This window comes from Xanthobacter autotrophicus ATCC 700552 (assembly GCF_043194565.1).
Classification (GTDB): Bacteria; Pseudomonadota; Alphaproteobacteria; order Rhizobiales; family Xanthobacteraceae; genus Xanthobacter; species Xanthobacter autotrophicus_F.
This window is the reverse complement of record NZ_JBAFVS010000004.1, coordinates 138,888-158,635: the sequence shown is the minus strand read 5'-3', so window position 1 is coordinate 158,635 and position 19,748 is coordinate 138,888. Positions and strand designations below refer to the sequence as shown.

The window sequence follows — 19,748 nt, the reverse complement described above, 5'->3', positions numbered from 1 at the left end:
CCCTCTCCGCAGAGATCCGCACGGGTGGAGAGGCACCAGCCCCCACCCTGCCCTGCCCTCCGGTCAAGCCGGACGGCGACGAGGTGGAGAAGTGCCGGCCCCGCCTCACGCCCGGCCGAACACCCGCGTGAAGATGGTATCCACATTCTTCAGGTGGTAGCCGAGATCGAACTTCTCGTTGATGTCGTCTTCCGAGAGATACTTGCGCACGTCCTCGTCGGCGAGGAGGAAGGTGCGGAAATCGCCCTCCCCGCGCCATACCCGCATGGCGTTGCGCTGGACCAGGCGATAGCTGTCCTCGCGGCTTGCGCCCTTCTGGGTCAGGGCCAGCAGCACCCGCTGGGAGTGGATGAGGCCCCCCAGCTTGTCCATGTTCTTCTGCATGTTGTCGGTGTGGACCACCAGCTTGTCCATGACGCCGGTGAGGCGCGCCAGGGCGAAGTCCAGCGTCACCGTGGAGTCGGGGCCGATCATACGCTCCACGGACGAATGGGAAATATCCCGCTCATGCCACAGGGCCACATTCTCCATGGCCGGCAGGGCATAGGCACGCACCATGCGGGCAAGGCCGGTGAGGTTCTCGGTGAGCACCGGGTTGCGCTTGTGGGGCATGGCCGAGGAGCCCTTCTGCTCGGGGGAGAAATACTCCTCCGCCTCCAGCACCTCAGTGCGCTGGAGATGGCGCACCTCGGTGGCGAGCCGTTCCACCGAGGAGGCCACCACCCCCAGCACCGCGAAGAACATGGCGTGCCGATCGCGCGGGATCACCTGGGTGGAGACGGTCTCCACGGTGAGGCCGAGCTTTGCCGCCACATGGGCTTCCACCGCCGGGTCGATATGGGCGAACGTGCCCACCGCCCCGGAAATGGCGCAGGTGGCGATCTCGGCGCGGGCGGCCACCAGCCGGGCGCGGGCGCGCTGGAACTCGGCCGCCGCGATGGCGAGCTTCACGCCGAAGGTGGTGGGCTCGGCATGGATGCCGTGGGAGCGGCCCACGGTGGGGGTCAGCTTGAACTCGAACGCCCGGCGCTCCAGCACCTTCAGCAGCGCGTCCACATCGGCGATGAGCAGGTCGCTGGCGCGGGCCAGCTGCACCGCAAAGCAGGTGTCGAGCACGTCGGACGAGGTCATGCCCTGGTGCACGAAGCGCGCCTCCGGCCCCACGAACTCGGCGAGGTGGGTGAGGAAGGCGATGACGTCGTGCTTCACGTCCCGCTCGATGGCGTCGATGCGCGCCACGTCGAACTCGGCCTTGCCGCCCAGCTCCCAGATCCTGGCCGCGGCCTCCTTCGGCACGATGCCGAGGTCCGCCATGGCGTCGGCGGCGTGGGCCTCGATCTCGAACCAGATGCGGAAGCGGGCTTCGGGGGACCAGATGGCGGCCATTTCCGGCCGGCTGTAACGCGGGATCATGTGCGGGTGCTCGTCATATTGGGCAGGCGAGCGCTTTAGCAGAAAGGCGCGGCGCGGGGTAGCGCGGCGCGCGAACATGGGGTTTGCCGAGGTCGGCTCTCAAGGACCGAAGCCGGATGTTTCCGGCCGCCCGAACTCGGCGGCTGCCGAGCTCGGCTCCCAGAGACTGAAGCCGGATGTTTCCGGCTGCCCGAACTCGGCTGCTGCCGAGCTCGGCCTCCAGAGACTGAAGCCGGATGTTTCCGGCTGCCCGAACTCGGCTACTGCCGAGCTCGGCCTCCAGAGACTGAAGCCGGATGTTTCCGGCTTCAGCGGCCCGCTCATGCTTCCTTTACGGGCGCGGCGTCACAATCTCGCCTGCGCCGTTGAGGATAAGCGTTTGCCCATCGTCCCACCTGCCGCCGAGAGCCCCGACGTGACCTCCCTTGCTCCGCTTCCCCGCGTGCTGGCCTCGGAGCTGGCGGATCGCGCGCCCACCATATTGGTGTTCGATTCGGGGCTCGGCGGCCTGTCCGTGTTCCGCGAGGTGGCCCGGGTGCGGCCGGACGCGCACTTCATCTATGCCGCCGATGATGCCGCCTTCCCCTATGGCGCCCTCGCCGACGAGACCCTGGTGGACCGCGTCGGCCACGTCATGGATCGGCTGATCGGCGAGGTGAAGCCCGACCTCGTGGTCATTGCCTGCAACACCGCGTCCACCCTGGCCTTGCCGTCGCTGCGGGCGCGCCACGCCCTGCCGTTCGTCGGCACGGTGCCGGCCATCAAGCCCGCCTGTCTTGCCTCCCGCACCAGGCGCGTGAGCGTGCTGGCCACCCCCGGCACGGTGCGGCGCGATTATACCGCCGCACTGGTGCGCGAGTTTGCCTCCGGCTGCGACGTGGCGCTGGTGCCCAGCGACCGGCTCGCGGGTCTTGCCGAAGCTGCCATGGCCGGCGATCTTGTGGATGACGCGGATATCGCGGCCGAGATCGCGCCCTGCTTCGTGTCCGTTGGCGGCCGGCGCACCGACACGGTGGTGCTCGCCTGCACCCATTATCCGCTCATTCTCGACCGGCTGACCCGCCTTGCGCCGTGGCCGGTGACCTTCATCGATCCCGCCCCGGCCATCGCCCGCCGCGTCACCCAGCTCATCGGCGCCGCCGCGCCGCCGACCGCGCAAGAGACTCCGCCGCCAGTGCGGCTGGTCTCGACCCTGCGGCCGCTGGAGGCGGCGCGCATCGAAGCCATCGTCGGCCGTCCCGTGGCCTCGCCGCAGGTGCTGGACCCGTCCGGCCCGCCGCACGGCACCAGCTGATTTCCCGTCTGGAGACCGAATGACCCTCGCCCTGAACCGCCGCGCCTTCACCTTCGGCCTTGCAGGCTCAATTGCAGGTTCCCTGGCGGGCGCCGGACTGCTCACGGCGACGCCCGCGCTCGCCCAGCAGGCGGCCCAGCCCTTCCCGCGCTGGGTGGAGACCTTCCGCGCGCGGGCCAAGGCGCGCGGCGTCTCGGATGCCACCTACAACCGCGTCTTCAACGGCCTGAAGCCCGACACCGCCGTCTATGCGCAGGACCGCAACCAGGCCGAGTTCACCGAGCAGAGCTGGCAATATCTCAACCGCCGCGTCTCCGACTGGCGCATCGCCACCGGCAAGCAGCGGGCGCAGCAATATGCCGGCCTGTTCGAGCGCATCGAGAAGGCGTTCGGCGTCGATCGCCGGGTGATGCTCGGCTATTGGGGCATGGAGAGCGCGTTCGGCGACGTGCTCGACAATCCCAAGCACATGACCCCCGTCTTCCCCTCCCTCGCGGCGCTGGCCTGGGGGGACGCCCGCCGCCGCAAATACTGGGAAGCGGAGTTGCTCAACGCCCTGGTCATCGTGGAGCGCGGCTGGGGCACCCCGCAGGAGATGAAGGGATCGTGGGCGGGGGCCATGGGCCACACCCAGTGGATGCCCGAAGTCTGGCTCAACATGGGCGTGGACTTCGACGGCGACGGCCGCATCTCGCCCTTCGGCAAGCCGGATGATGCCCTCGCCGGCACCGCCAACTATCTGGTGAAGCGCGGCAAGTATCGCCGCGGCGAGCCCTGGGGCTTCGAGGCGAAACTGCCGGCCGGCTTCAACACCGACCTCGCCGACAACAAGACCCGCCGGCCCCTCGCCCAATGGGGCGAACTGGGGCTGGTGACGGTGGAGGGCCAGTCGCTCACCGGCTATGACGAGCCCGCGCGCCTGTGGCTGCCGGGCGGCGTCGGCGGGCCGGCGCTGCTGCTGCTCCACAATTTCTATGCGGTGCGGTCCTACAACCCCTCGTCCAACTATGCCCTGGCCGTGGTGCATCTGGGCGACCGAATCATGGGCGAGGGGCCGTTCGTGGCGTCCTGGCCCGGCGGCGAGCGGGCGCTGACCCTGGCGGAAGTGCAGGAGGTGCAGCAGCGCCTCACCGCGGCCGGCTTTGATACCGGGGGGGCCGACGGGCGCGTGGGCGCCGATACCATGCGGGCGGTGCGTGGCTTCCAGCAGAAGGCCGGCATCACTCCGGCGGACGGCTACGCCTCCATCACCGTTCTCAACGCCCTGCGGCAGGGGCGGTAGGGCCGCTTCGGCGAACGTGTGAAGCGGCTCGCGTCGTCAGAAACGGCTTTTGAATTTCGAGCTGGAGCGGGCCAACGTTTTGCCACGCGCCTCTTGGCACGCGCTTTTCGGATGCCCCAAGGGAATGCGCCCTCGGGGAATGCGTCCTCGGGGAAGGGGTGTTTCGGAAAGGCGCCGATGAACGGGCCGGAGCGGCGGCGCGCGACTCAGCGTCCGGCGCGCGTCCCGATCCCCATCCGCAAACGAAAATGCCCCGGACCAGCCGGGGCATTGCATCCTCAAGGCGAGACGGCGGCGACCGCTTTCAGCCGCGACCAGTTTCAGCCGCGCGCCGTGCTCTTGCGGCGCAGCCGCACCACCACATCCACCCGCGCCACCTCGTAGCCCTCGGGGGGCTCGGGAATCAGCTCGACCTTCACGTCCTGCGCCGGGATGTCCAACAGGTCGTTCTGGCCCTCAAGGAAGAAATGGTGGTGATCCGAGGCGTTGGTGTCGAAATAGGTCTTGGAGCCGTCCACTGCCACCTCCCGCAGGAGGCTCGATTCCGTGAACTGGTGCAAGGTGTTGTAGACCGTGGCCAGCGATACCGGGAAGCGCGCCTTGATGGCTTCCTCGTGCAGGATTTCCGCGGTCACATGCCGGTCGCCCTTGGCGAACAGCAGCCAGCCGAGGGCAAGGCGCTGCCGGGTGGGGCGCAAACCCACGTCCTTGAGCATCTCGCGCACGTCGTGGAACGGGCATCCGGTCCGGCGCGTGGTGTTGATGTCGCGGAGCTGGGCGACGGGAAGAACCGGCTCGTCCTGCGCATCGGCCTGCGCGAACGGGGGACCGAACGGGGAGCGGGAGCGGATCATCTCGTTCATTTCGGCTGCAATCTATGAAGCTATGACCAAAATATGCCGTCACAGGAGAAACGCAATGCGAATGCCTCCGAAGACGACTAGCAACTTTATACCCGATATTGCACCGCAGCGCCATATGGGTGCCCCTGAGTGAGAAAAGTTCCAAGGTGGCGGGCAACCTCCGGGGATGTCAGAGCGGCGGTGGTCTGCGGCCGGCTCACTTGCGCGTCATCCCTGCCCACGGTCATGGACAGGCGCGCGCGGCGGGTCTATCGCCCTTGCGCCGGGGCCTGTCGGCCCCTTTCAGGACACGCGCCTTGCTCCAGCGTCTCGACGAAACGGCGGCCTTGCTGCTGGTGACCGGATCGGCCCTCGCCTTGGCGGCGGCATGGTATTTCCAACTCGTGGTGGGCCTTGCCCCCTGCCCGCTCTGCCTCGACCAGCGGCTGCCCTATTACGCCGCGATCCCCTTGGGACTGCTGGCCTTCGCCGCCGCGCGCAGCGGCCGGACCAAGCTGGCGCGGATGCTGCTCGGCGTCATCGGCCTCGCCATGGTGGGCAATATGGGCCTCGCCATTTACCACGCCGGCGTGGAATGGCAGTTCTGGACCGGCCCCACCGCCTGCACCGGAGCACCGGTTATGACGGGCAACGTGCTGTCCGCCCTGAAGGGCGCACGGGTGCCCCGCTGCGACGAGGCGGCGTGGCGGCTGCTCGGGGTGTCCATGGCGGGATGGAATGCGCTGATCGCGGCGGCGATGGCGGTGGTGGCGTTCGGCGCCGCGACAACCGGTCGCAAAGCCTGACGCACGGGCGTCACATGGCGCTCAGGGATCCAGTTCGGTATCCCAGTAGAGATAGTCCATCCAGCTTTCGTGGAGATAATTGGGCGGGAAGTGGCGGCCGTTCTGGTGCAGGTCATGCACGGAGGGCTGGAACGGCATCTGCGCCGGCCACATTCCCAGGTCGCCCGGCATATGGCTGCCCTTGCGCAGGTTGCAGGGGGAGCAGGCGGCGACGACATTTTCCCAGGTGGTCTGCCCGCCCCGGGAACGTGGGATGAGATGATCGAAGGTGAGGTCGTCGCGCGAGCCGCAATACTGGCAGGAGAAGCGGTCGCGCAGGAAGACGTTGAAGCGGGTGAAGGCCGGTTGTCGCGTGGGCTTCACGAAGGTGCGAAGCGACACCACACTCGGCAACCGGATCTCGAACCCCGGACTTCGCACCGCCTTGTCGTAATATTCGACGATATTCACCCGATCGAGGAAGACCGCCTTGATGGCATCCTGCCAACTCCAGATCGACAGCGGATAGTAGCTCAACGGACGATAGTCCGCGTTGAGCACGAGCGCTGGCCAGGCACCTGGTGACAAAGCAGTGGTCAAGGACCGAACTCCTCGTCTCTGCATCCGAATCGCGCCTAACGATCCCGATGCGCGGGCGATACTCTATATGCTCCGTGTCATCCTTGTGAAGCCGCCGCCCGCAGCGCTCAGCGGCGGGCCTTGCCCAGGAACTCGGCGAGGAACTGCCCGCCGTGGCACAGCCCCTCGTCGTCAATGCCGTGGCCGAGGCCCTGGCTGAGGTGCCATTCCACCGGCACGCCGGCCGCCGCCAGCCCCCGCGCCGAGGCGAACAGGGCCGAGGCGGGAATCACCTCGTCCTCGCTGCCGTGCACCAGCAGGATCGGAGGACGGCTGGGTAGCTCCACGTCGCCGCGGCTGGTCTCGCCTTGTCCCTGGGTCACGTCCACCCACATGCCGGAATAGGCCACCACCGCCGCCGGGGCCACCTGCGCCGTAGTGGCGAGCTTGAGCGCCATCATCGCCCCCTGGCTGAAGCCCACCAGAGCGAGGCGCTCGGGCGGCAGGTCGTATTTGGCCAGTTCCTCGGCCAAAAAGTCGCGCAGCAGGGGGGCAGCGCCCTCCGCTCCCCGGGTCAACTCATGGGGATCGCGGAAGGTCAAAGGAAACCACTGGCGGCCCACCGGCGCGCCCTCGCACGGATCGGGCGCGTGGGGCGATACGAAGAGGGCGCCGGGCAAAAGGTCCGCCCAGGCATTGCCGATGTCGATGAGATCACGGCCGTCGGCGCCATAGCCGTGCAGCAGCACCACCAGCGCGTCCGGCGCGCCGCCGTTGCGCGGGCGCAGGCGCGGGCCGTCGAGGACGGGATCGTCGAGGGAAACCCCGTCGAGGGGGAAGGAGCCGCTGGGAAAGGTCATGTCGCAATACCAATAGGAACAAAGGTCAGGCCGGCGCGCCCTGCCGGGTTCGCCGGGCGCCATAATACGCCCACAGCAGATGCGCCGCCACGCCGCGCAACGGCCGCCAGTCTTCCGCCACCGCCCGCAGGCCCTGCGGCGTCGCCCGTCCCGGCAGGTCGAAAGCCTCGCCCAGCGCCACCTGCAAGGCAAGGTCGCCGTGGGGAAAGGCATCCGCCCGGCCGAGGCAGAACAGGAGGTAGATGTCGGCGGTCCACAGCCCGATGCCAGGCAGGCGCGTGAGGGTCTCGGCCGCGGCGTCCGCCGTCATGCGGGCCACCGCGTCGAGGTCCACCGCCCCGTCCGCCAGCGCCCGCGCGATGCCGGTGAGGGTGCGGATCTTGGGGGCCGAGAGGCCGACCGCGCGCAGGGCCTGCGGGGTCGCCGCCAGCATGGCCTCCACACTGGGCGCGCCGCCGAGGGTGGCTTCCAGCCGGCCATGGATGGCGCGGGCCGAGGCCACGGAAAGCTGCTGCGCCACCACCACCGCCGCCAGCCCGGCAAAGCCCGGCGGGCGTTGCCGCAGGGTCGGTCGGCCCGCCAGTTCCACCAGCGGCACGAGACGCGGGTCGAGGGCAAGGAGATCGTCCAGCGCCCGGTCGAAGACGGCCTGGTCGGTCAACAGCGGCTCCATCATCATCTCCTCCGCCGTCGTGCGCGAGCCGCTGCGTTCCACCAGTTGAAGGCACGCGCTCCAGAATCCTGTGTCCACCCGTTTTCTTCGTGTGAACCGCTATCCCCTTCGCGCGAAAACGCTTTAGAGCATATTCGGCAAACACCGGTTCGCCGAACATGCTCTAAACCCTTGTTTCATCGCAATTCCGGACGCAAAACCGCTTCGCACTTTTGCTGGAATTGCACTAATCCTTGTGCCATGGCCCTCCCCGCTTCGCCCTTCACCTGCCGCTTCGCGCCCAGCCCCAACGGCCGGCTGCATCTGGGCCACGCCTTCTCGGCGCTGGTGAATGTGGAGGCGGCGCGACGCATGGGCGGCACCTTCCTGTTGCGCCTGGAGGATATCGACACCACCCGATGTCGCCCGGAATACGCGCGCGGCATCCTCGACGACCTCGCCTGGCTGGGCATTTTCCCCGATGCGCCGGTGCGCCGGCAGTCGGCGCATTTCGCCGCTTATGCCGCAGCCATCGCCCGGCTCGAAGCCATGGGGCTAGTCTATCCCGCCTTCGAGAGCCGATCCCAGATCGCCGGCGCGGTGATCGGGCTGGAGAGCGCCACCGGCCGCCCCGCCCCGCGCGATCCCGACGGGGCGCCGCTGGTCCCCTTCCCCCGCTCGGCCATGACCAATGCGGCACGGGCCGCGCTGCGGGACCAGGGCGCGCCCTTCGTGGTGCGGCTCGACATGGCGGCTTCCATCACGGCGGTGAGGGATCTGGGGGGTGGCCCGCTTTCCTGGAAGGAAGCGCAGGACGTTCCCGAAGGTCCCCTCAAGACGGTGGAGGCCGATGCCGCCCGCTGGGGCGACGTGGTGCTGGCGCGCAAGGACGTGCCCACCTCCTATCATCTCTCGGTGGTGGTGGACGACGCCGCGCAGGGCATCACCCATGTGATCCGCGGCATGGACCTCTACCACGCCACCTCGGTGCACGTGCTGCTGCAGCGCCTGCTGGGCCTGCCGACCCCGGCCTATCACCACCACCGGCTGATCCTGGACGACAGCGGCTACAAGCTCTCCAAAAGCAATTCCGCCACCAGCCTTCATGCGCTGCGCGCCGCCGGCGCCACGCCGCAGGACGTCTTGCGGCGGTTGCAACTGGCCTCCGGCGCCAGGGGGGAGCCGGCCTATCCGACCCCGAGCACGTAGAGCCAGAGGGCCACGGTGAACACCGCCAGCCCGGTGGACATGGACACCGCGCTGGTGGAGGCGCCCACCCCGATGCCGTAGCGCTGGGCCAGCAGATAGCCGTTGATGCCCGAGGGCATGGCGGCGAACAGCACCGCCACCCCGGCCCACGCGGCCGGCATGGGGAACAGGAAGGTGAGCCCATAGACCGCCGCCGGATGCACCACCAGCTTCAACCCGCTGATGAGCGCTGACGGCGCCAGATCGCCCCCCGACATGCCGTAGCGCTTCAGCGACAGGCCCAGCGCGATGAGGGCGCACGGGGTAGCGGCAGCGGCGATCAGGTCCACCATCTGCTTGGGGATGCCGGTGGCCTGGATGCCCAGCACGCGCCCGAGTGCACCGGCATAGATGCCGATGAGGATGGGATTGAGCGCCAGCGCCTTCACCAGCTTCATGGCCGTGGCACGGGAGAAGCCGGCGCTGCCCTCCATCAGCACGGTGGCGGCCACCAGCATCACCGGCAGGTGGATGGCGATGAGCAGGAACAACGGCACCGCCCCTTCCGGCCCGTAGGCCTTCAGGATGAGCGGCACGCCCACGAACACCGTATTGGCCTGCCCCGCCGCGAAGCCGTGGATCACCGCCTCCTGCGGGCTGCGGCCGAACAGCTTGCGCGCCGCCAGCATGGCGAGGCCGAAGGCGAAGAAGGCGCCGGCGAAATAGGAGATCCAGTAGCCCCAGGGCTGGGCCTCCGGCAGGCTGGATTCGCTCAGCGTCTTGAAGATGAGCGCCGGCACCGCCAAGCTGAAGACGAACTCCGCCAGCCCGTCGCTGGCCCGCTCGCTGACCAGCTTCACCTTGGCAGCAAAATAGCCCACCGCCACCATGCCGAAGACCGGCAGAACGATGACGGCGATGTCGGAAAGGGTGCTCAGCATGGGTAATCCGTCAGGCCGCGCGGTGGGCCGCCGTGCCATGGTCTGATGGGCGATGGTCTGATGGGCGATGGTCCGGAGCATTCGCGCCCCGGGCACCGCCGGCCGGCGCCAGCGCCGCATCGCGCACGCCCACGATCACCGACAGCCGGCCATGGAGCCTTTGCGCCAGATCGGCGGAGGCGGCGAACACGATCTCCACAGCGAGGACCTCGCCGCAGGTGGCGCACTCCACGCGGGACGGCAGCACGTCGTGGATCACGAACGGTTCCAGCAGGCGCAGCAGCAGGTTGGTTTCAGGTTCGGCCTCCACCACCAGGCGATGGAGGTTGGCGCCGTCGGCGGCGACGGTGGGCAGGGACAGGGAGCGGGACATGGGACGATCCGGAGCGAAGGCGGGCCTTGCGGCCGCAAGCGATGCGAGAAGGGCCATGCGGCCCTTGCGGTCATCGCGCCGTGCCGGATCTGGGCGTTTCATCGGCGGCTCCACTGCCTCTGCAGCGGCGGCCTTGAAAGTCAGCGTCCCGGATGGCGCGTCAGATTACCCGGCCGACCGTGTCGACCGGGCGTGGAATTCGCCGCAGGGCCAGGCTGAAACCCGGCATCTCGTATCCGGAACAATGCATGACGGGGACCATAGGGCGCAGCTGCAAACCCGTCAACGGGTCCGTTAAATCGGTTTGAATTGGGCACCCCTATCCCGTCTCCCGCCCGAACCCGGCTTCTGCCGAGTTCGGTTCCCACGAGCCGAGGCCGGAAACATCCGGCCTCGGGCGGGAGAGGGTTCCATCGTGCCCGGTCGAGCAACAACCCTGTTCGCCGGCCCAATTGGCAGCCCCAAAACGAAACGGCCGGGACTGGCCCGGCCGTGATAGCGCTGACATTCCTGAGCTGCACGCCGGGCGAGCAGCCCAGACGATCGGCCCGAACAATCAACCTTCGTCGTCGTCGGTGTGCTCCGGCGGCACGAGGCCCTGGAGGCCGGCGAGCAGTTCTTCCTCGGTCATGCGGTCGAGCATGACGTCGCCGTCGTCGCCGCCTGAACCAACGCCGGATGCGATGAGAGGCACGGTCTCAGGCTCGGGCTCGTCCACCTCGGTGTATTTCTGCAGCGAGTGGATGAGGTCTTCCTTCAGATCCTCGGGGCTGACATTCTCGTCGGCGATCTCGCGCAGCGCGACCACGGGGTTCTTGTCGTTGTCGCGATCAACGGTGATCTGGGCGCCGGACGAGATCATGCGCGCCCGGTGGGCGGCGAGCAGGACCAGCTCGAACCGGTTGTCCACCTTGTCGATGCAATCTTCAACCGTGACACGGGCCATGGGCTCGTCACTCCCTCATGCGCATAAGGCGCGCAACACTCGGCCTTGGGAAGAGCGGGTCACTACAGCAATTCACCATGATGGGCAAGCCCGCCCTGCCTTTTTCGCTTGCTTTGGGCCGGCCTTCGTCGGAGAAAGGCGAACGTAGGACGTGATTTACAGCCGTTCCCGTTACGCCCATCCCATTCCATCGGCGGACCTTTGTATGCAGGGCCTGGAAAAGATCGCTCTTCTGATAGATGGCGCCAATCTATATTCAGCTACCAAAGCGCTCGGCTTCGACATTGACTACAAGCGGCTCCTGAAGGAATTCCAGAGCCGTGGGTATCTGTTGCGGGCGTTTTATTACACGACACTGATCGAGGATCAGGAATATTCCTCGATCCGCCCGCTGCTCGACTGGCTGGACTACAACGGCTACGCCGTGGTCACGAAGCTCGCCCGCGAATTCACCGATTCCCAGGGGCGCCGGCGCGTGCGCGGCAACATGGATATCGAGATCGCCGTGGACGCCATGGAGCTGGCGGAGCACGTGGACCATATCGTCCTGTTCTCCGGCGACGGTGATTTCCGCTCGCTGGTGGAGGCGCTCCAGCGCAAGGGCGTGCGCGTGTCGGTGGTGTCCACCATCTCCACCCAGCCGCCGCTGATCGCCGACGATTTGCGCCGGCAGGCGGATGTCTTCATCGACCTCGTGGACCTGCAGCCCAAGATCGGGCGCGATCCCTCCGAGCGGCAGGGCCGCATGTCGGAGACGCCCCGCTTCCTGGAGCGCCGCGGTGCCACCGCCACCGCCAGCGACCCCGGCGAAACCTGAGCCCCGCGGGTCGCCGACCATGGCCAAGGTTTCCGTTGCCCGGGTGCCTGCGCAGGCAAGGCTCCCGGCTGCCATGCCCGTCGAGCCGGGGGCCGACTGCCCCCTGTGCCCGCGCCTCGCGGAGTTCCGTCACGCGTGGCGGGCGGCCGAACCCGCCTGGCACAACGCCCCCGTGCCCGCCTTCGGGCCTGAAGACGCGCGCCTGCTCATCGTCGGCCTCGCCCCCGGCCTGCGGGGAGCGAACCGCACCGGGCGGCCCTTCACCGGCGACTATGCCGGCGACCTGCTCTATGCGACGCTGATCGAATACGGCTTCGCCACCGGCCCCTATGCCGCCCATCCGGACGACGGCCTCGCCCTCGTCGATGCCCGCATCGTGAATGCGGTGCGCTGCGTGCCGCCGCAGAACAAGCCGACGCCGGAGGAAATCCGCACCTGCCGGCCATTTTTGTCAGCGCCCATGGCCGCCATGCCGCGCCTCTCGGCCATCGTGACCCTGGGCAAGATCGCCCATGATTCGACGCTGGCGGCGCTGGGGCAGAAGGCCTCGCGGCTCAAGTTCGGCCACGGCGCGACGGATACGATCGCGGACGGGACCTTGGGTCCGGTGCGGCTGTTCGCGAGCTACCATTGCTCACGCTACAACACCAACACGCGGGTGCTGACGCCGGACATGTTCCGCGCCGTCTTCGCCTCCGTGCGGGCCTATCTCGACGCGGCCTGAAGCGCCCTACTCCTGCTCCTGCACCCGCTTGCCATGAAGGTGCGCCAGCACGTCGGCCGCGTTCTTGTCCGGCGGGAACACCGGATAGAAGACGTGGGAGATGGCGCCGTCCTCGATGATGAGGGTGATGCGCTTCAGCAGCATCGCGCCCTCCACCGTGAAGGTGGGCAGGCGGATGGCGTGGGTCAGTTCGTGCCGGTGGTCGGAGATGAGCGGGAACGGCAGGTGCAGGCGCTCCGCCACCTCCTGCTGGTAGGCCGTATCCTGCAGGGAGAGGCCGAACACATGCTCCGCCCCCGCCGCCTTCAGATCCGCGAAATGGTCGCGGAAGGCGCAGGACTGCGGCGTGCAGCCCCGCGCGCCGGGGATCTCGTCCCAGCCCGTGGGCAGCGGCTCCCCGGGAACGCCGGTGCGCGGATAGGCATAGACCACCGCAAGCCCCGACAGGGCCGAAAGGTCAATCATCCGCCCGTCGGTGGCCGGAAGCTCGATGATGGGCAGTTCCAGCCCCGGCAGGTGGGCGGCGTGGCCGTCGTCCTCCGGAGCGGGAAGGCCGTCCGGCAGGCTGTTATAAGTGGTCATGGCTGCTCCCCTTGCGCGTCGTCATAGGAGATGAATTCCAGAAGCGACCCGTCGGGATCGCGGAAATAGAGGCTGGTGCCCCGCCCCAAAGCGCCGAAGCGCGGCACCGGACCCAGCTCCGGCGTAATGCCGTGGGCGGCAAGATGGTCCGCCGCCTCGGAAATCGGTCCGTCCCAGCGGAAGCACAGGTCGCTGTTGCCGGGCGCAACCGGCAGTCGCGCCACGGGCACCGGGTCCACCCCCGGCCCGTGCAGGTTGAGCTGGCGGTCGCCGAAGCGATAGGCGAAGCCCGCCCCCACCGGCACCACCTGCGCGCCCAGCACGGCCGCATAGAAGGCGTTGGAGCGCGCGAAATCGCTCACATGGACGACGCAGTGGTCAAACGCGATCCTGCCGGCCATGCTCCCTCCCCGTCCCGTCAGCCGCGCCCCGTCATCAGCCGCGGTCGCGCATGAGGCGCGCCTTGTCGCGGGCCCAGTCGCGTTCCTTGGAGGCCTCGCGCTTGTCGTGGGCTTTCTTGCCCTTGGCAAGGGCCAGCTCCACCTTGGCGCGGCCGCGATCGTTGAAATAGATCTTCAGCGCCACCACGGTCATGCCCTCGCGCTCCACCGCGTGGCCGAGCTTGGCGATCTGCCGCTTGTGCAGCAGCAGCTTGCGGGGCCGTCGGGTCTCGTGGTTGAAGCGGTTGGCCTCCAGATATTCGGGAATATAGGCGTTGTAGAGCCACATCTCCCCGGCCTTCTGGGCGGCATAGCTCTCGCCGATGGTGGCCTTGCCGGTACGCAGGCTCTTTACCTCGGTGCCGGTGAGCATGACACCGGCCTCGAAGGTCTCGCCAATCTCGAAATCGAACCGCGCGCGCCGGTTGTCGGCGGCGATCTTGCGCGGAGCTTCAGTCTTCTTGCTGCTCATGGTGGGAATGTGGTCTCGGCGCACCGCTCAGGCAAGCGGTATGGGTCAGGGGCGCAGGCGGGCGGTGTGGACGACGGCAACGATGGACAGTTCCCGGCGCGTCTCATCAACTTCATACGCAATGAGATAGGGATAACCGCGCACGATGAACTCGCGGGTGCCCGGCAGGACCCCCGGCCGCCCCATGAAAGGTTCAGCCGCAAGCAGGCGGATGGTCTGGCGGATCGCGGACCCCACATGACGCATGCCGACAGGCGAATGCTGCCTGAGATAGGCGAGGATCGCCGCAAGGTCCTGCTGCGCCACCGGCGTGAAGTGGACCTTCACAGCCCGAACTGCCGCCACAGCTCCTCAATCTCCTGCGGATCTGCGAACTCGCCCCGCCGCGCCTGGGCAAGACCGAGCCGGACCCGCTCGATCTGCTCCGGCGTCAGCCGGTAATCCGCCTCCCCGCCCTCATCTGCCTCACCGCCCTCACCCGCCCCGCCCCGGCGGACGAGGCTGAGCAGCAGCTCTGCGGCGCGGTCCTGTTCCGCGTCGGAGAGCTTGCGGATCTCGGCGATGGCCTGGTCCAGCAGCTTGGTCATGGACGAAGGATAGCAGACCCGCGCTCAGTTGATGAGGCCGGCATGCACCATGGCGCTGCGCACCACGGCGCGGGTGGTCTCGGAGACCGGCACCATGGGAAGCCGCGCCTCCTCGCTCATCTTGCCGAGCAGCGAGAGGGCATACTTGGTGGGCGCCGGATTGGTCTCCACGAACAGCGCCGTATGCAGCGGCATCAGGATGTCCTGGATGGCCAGCGCCGCCTTGAAGTCGCCGGCAAGGCAGGCAAGCTGGAAGTCCGAGCACAGGCGCGGGGCGACGTTGGACGCCACCGAGATGCAGCCCTGCCCGCCGTGGGCGTTGAAGCCCAGCGCGGTGGCATCCTCGCCCGAGAGCTGGATGAAGTCCGGCCCCAGCACCTGCCGCTGCAGCGAGACGCGGGCGAGGTTCGCGGTGGCATCCTTCACGCCGGCGATGTTCCTGATCTCGAACAGCCGCGCCATGGTCTCCACCGACATGTCGATCACCGAGCGGCTCGGGATGTTGTAGATGAAGATCGGCACTTCCACCGCGTTGGCGATGGCCTTGAAGTGCTGGTAGAGGCCTTCCTGGGTCGGCTTGTTGTAGTAGGGCGTCACCACCAGCAGGGCATCCGCGCCCACCTTCTCGGCGTGCCGGGCGAGGGCCACCGCCTCCGCCGTGTTGTTGGAGCCGGCGCCCGCCATCACCGGCACCCGGCCGGCGGACTGCTGGATCGCCCATTCCACCACGCGATTGTGCTCTTCATGGGAGAGGGTCGGGCTCTCGCCGGTGGTGCCGACCGGCACGAGGCCGTGGGTGCCTTCGGCGATCTGCCAGTCCACGAAGGCGCGGAACGCCTTTTCATCCAGCGCGCCGTCGCGGAACGGGGTGACGAGAGCGGTAAACGAGCCGCGGAAGCGCGACGCAGACGAAATGGGCGACATGGCGAACGCCTTGGGTTCCTGGGGCTTATCGGCCGGCCGGTGAAAGCCAGCCTCGCGGGGCTTGTGATTGGCCGAGGACGTGCGCGCGAACAGTCAGCTCGCGCACGAACATCCCGGCGCTACGCCGGCTCGGGTGAGCGGCGGGTGCGGGCCTTGACCCTTAGCCTTTTGCCGGCCGGCCGGAAAGAGGGCAAGCATCGACAACATCCCACGGATGCGGATCAGCGACCGGAGACCGGCGCGGGCGCCTTGCCCGGGCGGCGCCGCGCCATTCATGGGGATGGGGCGGCACCCCGGTGAGGGATTGCGGCCCTTACAACCGACGCTGGGTCATGAGCCGCGTTTTCGCCCTGTTTGCGCGATCAATCTGGTTAGGGTTTCGTCAACACGGCTGGCGGAACATGGCCGAGGGGGAAGCCGCAAGATCACGCCACACGACCGAACCCGCCGCGAGGACATTGCATGTCGCCTGTTTCGAGCCTGATTTCCGTGAGCGCGCTTGCGCTCGCCCTCGCGTGGAGCGGGGCGATGCCGGCTCTCGCGGAGACCACGCCGACGGCCAAGCCGGCTGCCGCCAAGGACACCGCGAAGGACAGCAAGGCGAAGGACGCCGGCAAGCCCGCGGCCAAGGATGCGAAGTCCACCAAGGACGCGAAGTCCCCCCAGGACACCAAGCCCACCAAGGACACCAAGGCCACCAGCGCCAAGCCGGCCAGCAATGCCAAGGCGTCGGCGGACATCAAGTCCGGCAAGGCCCAAAAGGATGCGGCCAAGCCCGTCACGGCCAAGCCCACCGCACCGAAGCCGACCGCGTCCAAGCCCTCGGGCAAGCCGGCCACCGCCCGCGCCCCGGCCGCGGCGCCCCAGGTCGCGCCGACGCTGGGCGCCTCGTCCGCCATCCCCGGCGGCGACCTTGCCGCGCTGAAGGTAGCGGTGACCGCCGCCAAGAACGGGCGGGCTGCGGAAGCCATGGGCGCCGCCCAGCAGCTCGACGACCCGGCGGCGCACAGCCTTGTGACCTGGCTCGTCATCCGCCACGCCCCCAACGACCTCGGCTTCGACGCCATCAACCAGTTCCTGAAGGACAAGCCCGGCTGGCCGACCCAGAACACCCTGCGCCGCCGCGCCGAACGGGTGCTGTTCCAGGAGAACCGCGACCCGGCGAAGGCGCGCGACTTCTTCGCCGAACAGCCGCCGCTCTCCGGCGAGGGCAAGATCGCGCTCGCCCGCTACCTCGTCGCCGCCGGCAACCGCTCCGACGCCGCCGACTGGGTGCGCGAGGCGTGGCGCGAGGACGAACTGAACGAGCTGTTCGAATCGAAGATCATCAACGAATTCTCCGGCTTCCTCACCCGCACCGACCACAAGCTGCGGGCCGACCGCTTCAGCTACAAGCCGGACCCGGACCGCGCCCTGCGCGCCGCGGCGCGGGCGGGCTCCGACATCGTCGCCCTCACCAAGGCGCGCATGGCCATCGCCAAGAAGGACGCCAACGGCGAAAAGCTGCTCGCCCTGGTGCCGTTCAATTTGTCGAGCGATCCGGCCTATCTGTTCGCCAAGTCGCAGCTCGCCCGCCGGGCCGACAAGCCGCAGGACGCCGCGCGCGCGCTTTTGGCCGGCGCCACCTCCGACCAGGTCCGGGCCGATCCCGACGAATGGTGGATCGAGCGGCGCCTCGTCGCCCGCGAACTGCTGGAAGCCGGTGATTTCCAGACCGCCTACAAGGTGGCCGCCACCGGCGTGCCGCCCAAGGCCGACAATTACCGCGCCGAGCAGCATTTCACCGCCGGCTGGATCGCCCTGCGCTTCCTGAAGGACCCGCGCACCGCCGCCCAGCATTTCGCCAAGATCGACGACGACCAGAAGCACCCCATCACCCTGTCGCGGGCTTATTACTGGCAGGGGCAGGCGGCGGAGGCCATGGGCGACGGCGGCCGTGCCCGCGAGCGGTTCCAGGCGGCGGCGCGCTTCCCGGCCACCTATTACGGCCAGCTCTCGCGCACCAAGCTCGGCATGGCGCCGGTGGTGCTGCGTTCGCCCTCGCCCTCCTTCGACAGCCGCACCACCTTCGCGCGGCTGGAGCCGGTGAAGGCCATCCGCATGCTCTACGCCGTGGGCGAGCGCGACATTCCCCTCACCATCTATTACGACCTCGCCTGGCGCATGGAGGACCCGGCCCAGCTCGTCATGCTGGCCGATCTGGCCGAGGCCAACGGCGACGCCCGCGGCGCCCTGGTGGTGGGCAAGGAGGGCCTCGCGGAAGGCCATCCGCTGGAGGCGGAAGCCTTCCCCACCTTCGGCCTGCCCAGCTACACCCCCATCGGCAATCCGGTGGACAAGGCGGCGATCTATGCGGTGGCGCGGCAGGAAAGCCAGTTCAACGCGCGCACCCTCTCCAGCGCCAAGGCCATGGGCCTGATGCAGGTGACGCCCGAGGCCGGCCGCGAGGTCACCAAGAAGACCGGGGTGCCCTACAGCGAATCCCGGCTCATGAGCGACCAGTCCTACAACGTGCAGTTCGGCGCCGCCGAACTGGGCGAGCTGGTGCAGAATTACGGCGGCAACTACGTGCTGGTGTTCGCCGCCTACAATGCCGGGCGCGGCAGCGTGGCCAAGTGGATCCAGCGCTACGGCGACCCGCGCGACCCGGACGTGGACGTGGTGGACTGGGTGGAATCCATCCCCTTCTCCGAGACCCGCAACTATGTGCAGCGGGTGATGGAGAACTACCAAGTCTACAAGGTGCGCTTCAACATCCCCTCCAAGCTGCAGATGGAAGCCGACCTGCGCGGCGGCCGCTGAGGCAGGGGGCCGCTCTCCACAAGTCGCGATGCCTGCCCTCCCCCGCAAGCGGGAGAGGGTTCGCCCGAAGCGCGGGATGACGGCAGCCCTCTTTCCTCAACCGATGCACCCCCTCTCCCGCTTGCGGGGGAGGGGGAAAGGCCGGTGGGAATTGGCAACAGTGGGGCGGGCGGGAGTCACCGCGTCACCACCGTTGGATGTGCCAGCGGCAAGAGCCCTGCCCCCACCCTGCCCTCCCCCGCAAGCGGGAGAGGGTTCACCCGAAGCGCGGGAGGACGGCAGCCCTCTCCCCTCAACCCGATGCACCCCCTCTCCCGCTTGCGGGGGAGGGTTGGGGAGGGGGAAAGGCCGGTGGGAATTGGCAACAGTGGGGCGGGCGGGAGCCACCGCGTCACCACCGTTCGGTGTGCCAGCGGTAAGAGCCCTGCCCCCACCCTGCCCTCCCCCGCAAGCGGGAGAGGGTTCACCCGAAGCGCGGGATGACGGCAGCCCTCTCTCCCGGGATGCGATGCCTCCCCTCAGCGCAGTCGGCGCCCGTTCGGCGGCGGCTCTCCCGCGACCAGCGCGCGGGCCTGGCCGATCCAGTTTTCCCGCTCGATACGGCCGGGAAAGGCCAGATAGCTGCCCACCCAGGCCGCCTCGTCCGGCGTCCAGGCCGCAATCTGGCGGACATGGTAGATGCCGAGCGCGTTGAGCCGGCGTTCGTTCTGCGGGCCGATGCCCTTCAGCAGCTTGAGGTCGTCCGGCTCCTCCCCTTCCGGGGCATCGAGGGTGGGCGGGCGCACGCCGGGATGGCCGTCCGGCCCCTTCTCCCGCACCGGCGCGGGGGGCAGCGGCAATGGCAGGGGCTCGTCCTCCGGCTCGGGCGGCAGGGACGCAAGGTTCGGGCTCAACCCAAGGCGAGAGAACAGGTCCGGCTCGCGCGGCGCCGGCACCGGACGCGGCGGCAGGTGGAGCGGCTCTCCCTCGCCCGGTGAACTCGGAACCACAGGGTTCGGAGCGCGGTCATGAGGGGCCGGTTCGGAGGGCGGGGCCGAAACGGAATGCGCGGATGGCGGCAAGCGCGCCTCGCGCTCGCCCGCCTCGTGCACCGGCAGGCGGCCGGTGAATGCGACCACGGGCGGCGCCCCGCTTTCGGCAAGAGCTGCAGCGTGGCGGCGGCCGAGCTTGAAGCCCAGGACGAGCCCCAGCAGGAAGGCCAGGGCCAGGAGCAGCAGGACTTCGATGGTGAAGGCCGTCATGCAC

22 protein-coding genes are annotated in these 19,748 nt (G+C 68.6%); 7 read left to right on the top strand and 15 right to left on the bottom strand.

The annotated features are described in order from the left end of the window. Positions 1 to 105: 105 nt before the first annotated feature. The gene (gene purB / locus V5F48_RS05935; protein ID WP_394258067.1) at positions 106 to 1,413 is read right to left on the bottom strand and encodes an adenylosuccinate lyase; all 1,308 of its coding nucleotides are present in this window, start codon (positions 1,411 to 1,413) and stop codon (positions 106 to 108) included. Positions 1,414 to 1,870: 457 nt separating this feature from the next. Between purB and murI the strand changes: the two genes are divergently transcribed. Both murI and V5F48_RS05925 read left to right on the top strand, forming a co-directional pair. Next, complete coding sequence (gene murI / locus V5F48_RS05930) at positions 1,871 to 2,707, top strand: glutamate racemase (protein WP_394258066.1); 837 nt, start codon at positions 1,871 to 1,873, stop codon at positions 2,705 to 2,707. A gap of 19 nt (positions 2,708 to 2,726) precedes the next feature. Further along, a complete protein-coding gene (locus tag V5F48_RS05925) occupies positions 2,727 to 3,989 on the top strand; it encodes a lytic murein transglycosylase (RefSeq protein ID WP_394257947.1) in 1,263 nt (420 codons plus the stop codon). Between the two features lie 320 nt (positions 3,990 to 4,309). On the opposite strand, the gene irrA is transcribed toward V5F48_RS05925, so the two are convergent. Further along, entirely contained in the window at positions 4,310 to 4,843 is a 534-nt protein-coding gene (gene irrA / locus V5F48_RS05920) for an iron response transcriptional regulator IrrA (protein WP_394258065.1), read from the bottom strand. A 305-nt stretch (positions 4,844 to 5,148) separates the two neighbouring features. Between irrA and V5F48_RS05915 the strand changes: the two genes are divergently transcribed. Next, entirely contained in the window at positions 5,149 to 5,637 is a 489-nt protein-coding gene (locus V5F48_RS05915; protein ID WP_394257946.1) for a disulfide bond formation protein B, read from the top strand. Positions 5,638 to 5,658: 21 nt separating this feature from the next. On the opposite strand, the gene V5F48_RS05910 is transcribed toward V5F48_RS05915, so the two are convergent. From V5F48_RS05910 to V5F48_RS05900, 3 genes are all read right to left on the bottom strand, one after another. Then, on the bottom strand, positions 5,659 to 6,240 hold the full coding sequence (locus tag V5F48_RS05910; RefSeq protein ID WP_394109866.1) for an HNH endonuclease: 582 nt from the start codon (positions 6,238 to 6,240) through the stop codon (positions 5,659 to 5,661). 83 nt (positions 6,241 to 6,323) lie between these two features. Then, entirely contained in the window at positions 6,324 to 7,055 is a 732-nt protein-coding gene (locus V5F48_RS05905) for an alpha/beta hydrolase (RefSeq protein WP_394257945.1), read from the bottom strand. Positions 7,056 to 7,080: 25 nt separating this feature from the next. Continuing rightward, complete coding sequence (locus V5F48_RS05900; protein WP_394257944.1) at positions 7,081 to 7,806, bottom strand: DNA-3-methyladenine glycosylase family protein; 726 nt, start codon at positions 7,804 to 7,806, stop codon at positions 7,081 to 7,083. A 162-nt stretch (positions 7,807 to 7,968) separates the two neighbouring features. Between V5F48_RS05900 and gluQRS the strand changes: the two genes are divergently transcribed. Beyond that, positions 7,969 to 8,916: a tRNA glutamyl-Q(34) synthetase GluQRS gene (gene gluQRS, locus V5F48_RS05895; RefSeq protein ID WP_394257943.1), complete on the top strand. Its 948-nt coding sequence runs from the start codon at positions 7,969 to 7,971 to the stop codon at positions 8,914 to 8,916. Here the strand turns inward: gluQRS and V5F48_RS05890 are convergent. The 3 genes from V5F48_RS05890 to rpoZ form a co-directional block, all read right to left on the bottom strand. Continuing rightward, entirely contained in the window at positions 8,895 to 9,836 is a 942-nt protein-coding gene (locus V5F48_RS05890) for an AEC family transporter (RefSeq protein WP_394257942.1), read from the bottom strand. The two genes, gluQRS and V5F48_RS05890, sit on opposite strands and share 22 nt — an antisense overlap. A gap of 10 nt (positions 9,837 to 9,846) precedes the next feature. Next, complete coding sequence (locus V5F48_RS05885) at positions 9,847 to 10,209, bottom strand: hypothetical protein (RefSeq protein WP_394257941.1); 363 nt, start codon at positions 10,207 to 10,209, stop codon at positions 9,847 to 9,849. Positions 10,210 to 10,765: 556 nt separating this feature from the next. Beyond that, positions 10,766 to 11,155 (bottom strand): DNA-directed RNA polymerase subunit omega, encoded by a 390-nt coding sequence (gene rpoZ / locus V5F48_RS05880; protein WP_282641297.1) that lies wholly within the window; start codon positions 11,153 to 11,155, stop codon positions 10,766 to 10,768. 205 nt (positions 11,156 to 11,360) lie between these two features. Between rpoZ and V5F48_RS05875 the strand changes: the two genes are divergently transcribed. Together V5F48_RS05875 and V5F48_RS05870 are read left to right on the top strand one after the other, a co-directional pair. Next, the gene (locus V5F48_RS05875) at positions 11,361 to 11,972 is read left to right on the top strand and encodes a LabA-like NYN domain-containing protein (protein WP_394109860.1); all 612 of its coding nucleotides are present in this window, start codon (positions 11,361 to 11,363) and stop codon (positions 11,970 to 11,972) included. A gap of 73 nt (positions 11,973 to 12,045) precedes the next feature. Continuing rightward, a complete protein-coding gene (locus tag V5F48_RS05870) occupies positions 12,046 to 12,696 on the top strand; it encodes a uracil-DNA glycosylase (RefSeq protein WP_394257940.1) in 651 nt (216 codons plus the stop codon). Positions 12,697 to 12,702: 6 nt separating this feature from the next. Here V5F48_RS05870 and V5F48_RS05865 read toward each other — a convergent pair whose 3' ends face one another. Genes V5F48_RS05865 through dapA form a run of 6 tightly spaced genes read right to left on the bottom strand, consistent with a single transcriptional unit; the run spans position 12,703 to position 15,701 of the window. Continuing rightward, positions 12,703 to 13,278: a peroxiredoxin gene (locus V5F48_RS05865; protein WP_394257939.1), complete on the bottom strand. Its 576-nt coding sequence runs from the start codon at positions 13,276 to 13,278 to the stop codon at positions 12,703 to 12,705. Further along, a complete protein-coding gene (locus V5F48_RS05860) occupies positions 13,275 to 13,679 on the bottom strand; it encodes a VOC family protein (RefSeq protein WP_394257938.1) in 405 nt (134 codons plus the stop codon). Before V5F48_RS05860 ends, V5F48_RS05865 begins: the two co-directional genes overlap by 4 nt. 34 nt (positions 13,680 to 13,713) lie before the next feature. Continuing rightward, positions 13,714 to 14,190 carry an SsrA-binding protein SmpB gene (gene smpB / locus V5F48_RS05855; protein WP_138397647.1) on the bottom strand — a complete coding sequence of 159 codons (477 nt, stop codon included), beginning with the start codon at positions 14,188 to 14,190 and terminating at the stop codon, positions 13,714 to 13,716. A 45-nt stretch (positions 14,191 to 14,235) separates the two neighbouring features. Beyond that, complete coding sequence (locus V5F48_RS05850; RefSeq protein ID WP_394109856.1) at positions 14,236 to 14,535, bottom strand: type II toxin-antitoxin system RelE/ParE family toxin; 300 nt, start codon at positions 14,533 to 14,535, stop codon at positions 14,236 to 14,238. Next, the gene (locus V5F48_RS05845; protein ID WP_394257937.1) at positions 14,514 to 14,777 is read right to left on the bottom strand and encodes a hypothetical protein; all 264 of its coding nucleotides are present in this window, start codon (positions 14,775 to 14,777) and stop codon (positions 14,514 to 14,516) included. The genes V5F48_RS05850 and V5F48_RS05845 overlap by 22 nt, the downstream gene beginning before the upstream one ends. A 24-nt stretch (positions 14,778 to 14,801) precedes the next feature. Then, a complete protein-coding gene (dapA, locus tag V5F48_RS05840) occupies positions 14,802 to 15,701 on the bottom strand; it encodes a 4-hydroxy-tetrahydrodipicolinate synthase (RefSeq protein WP_394257936.1) in 900 nt (299 codons plus the stop codon). A 462-nt stretch (positions 15,702 to 16,163) separates the two neighbouring features. Between dapA and V5F48_RS05835 the strand changes: the two genes are divergently transcribed. Beyond that, positions 16,164 to 18,503, top strand: coding sequence for a transglycosylase SLT domain-containing protein (locus V5F48_RS05835; RefSeq protein WP_394257935.1), 2,340 nt, complete (start codon positions 16,164 to 16,166; stop codon positions 18,501 to 18,503). A gap of 518 nt (positions 18,504 to 19,021) precedes the next feature. Here V5F48_RS05835 and V5F48_RS05830 read toward each other — a convergent pair. Further along, positions 19,022 to 19,744, bottom strand: coding sequence for a hypothetical protein (locus tag V5F48_RS05830; RefSeq protein ID WP_394257934.1), 723 nt, complete (start codon positions 19,742 to 19,744; stop codon positions 19,022 to 19,024). Positions 19,745 to 19,748 lie beyond the last annotated feature (4 nt).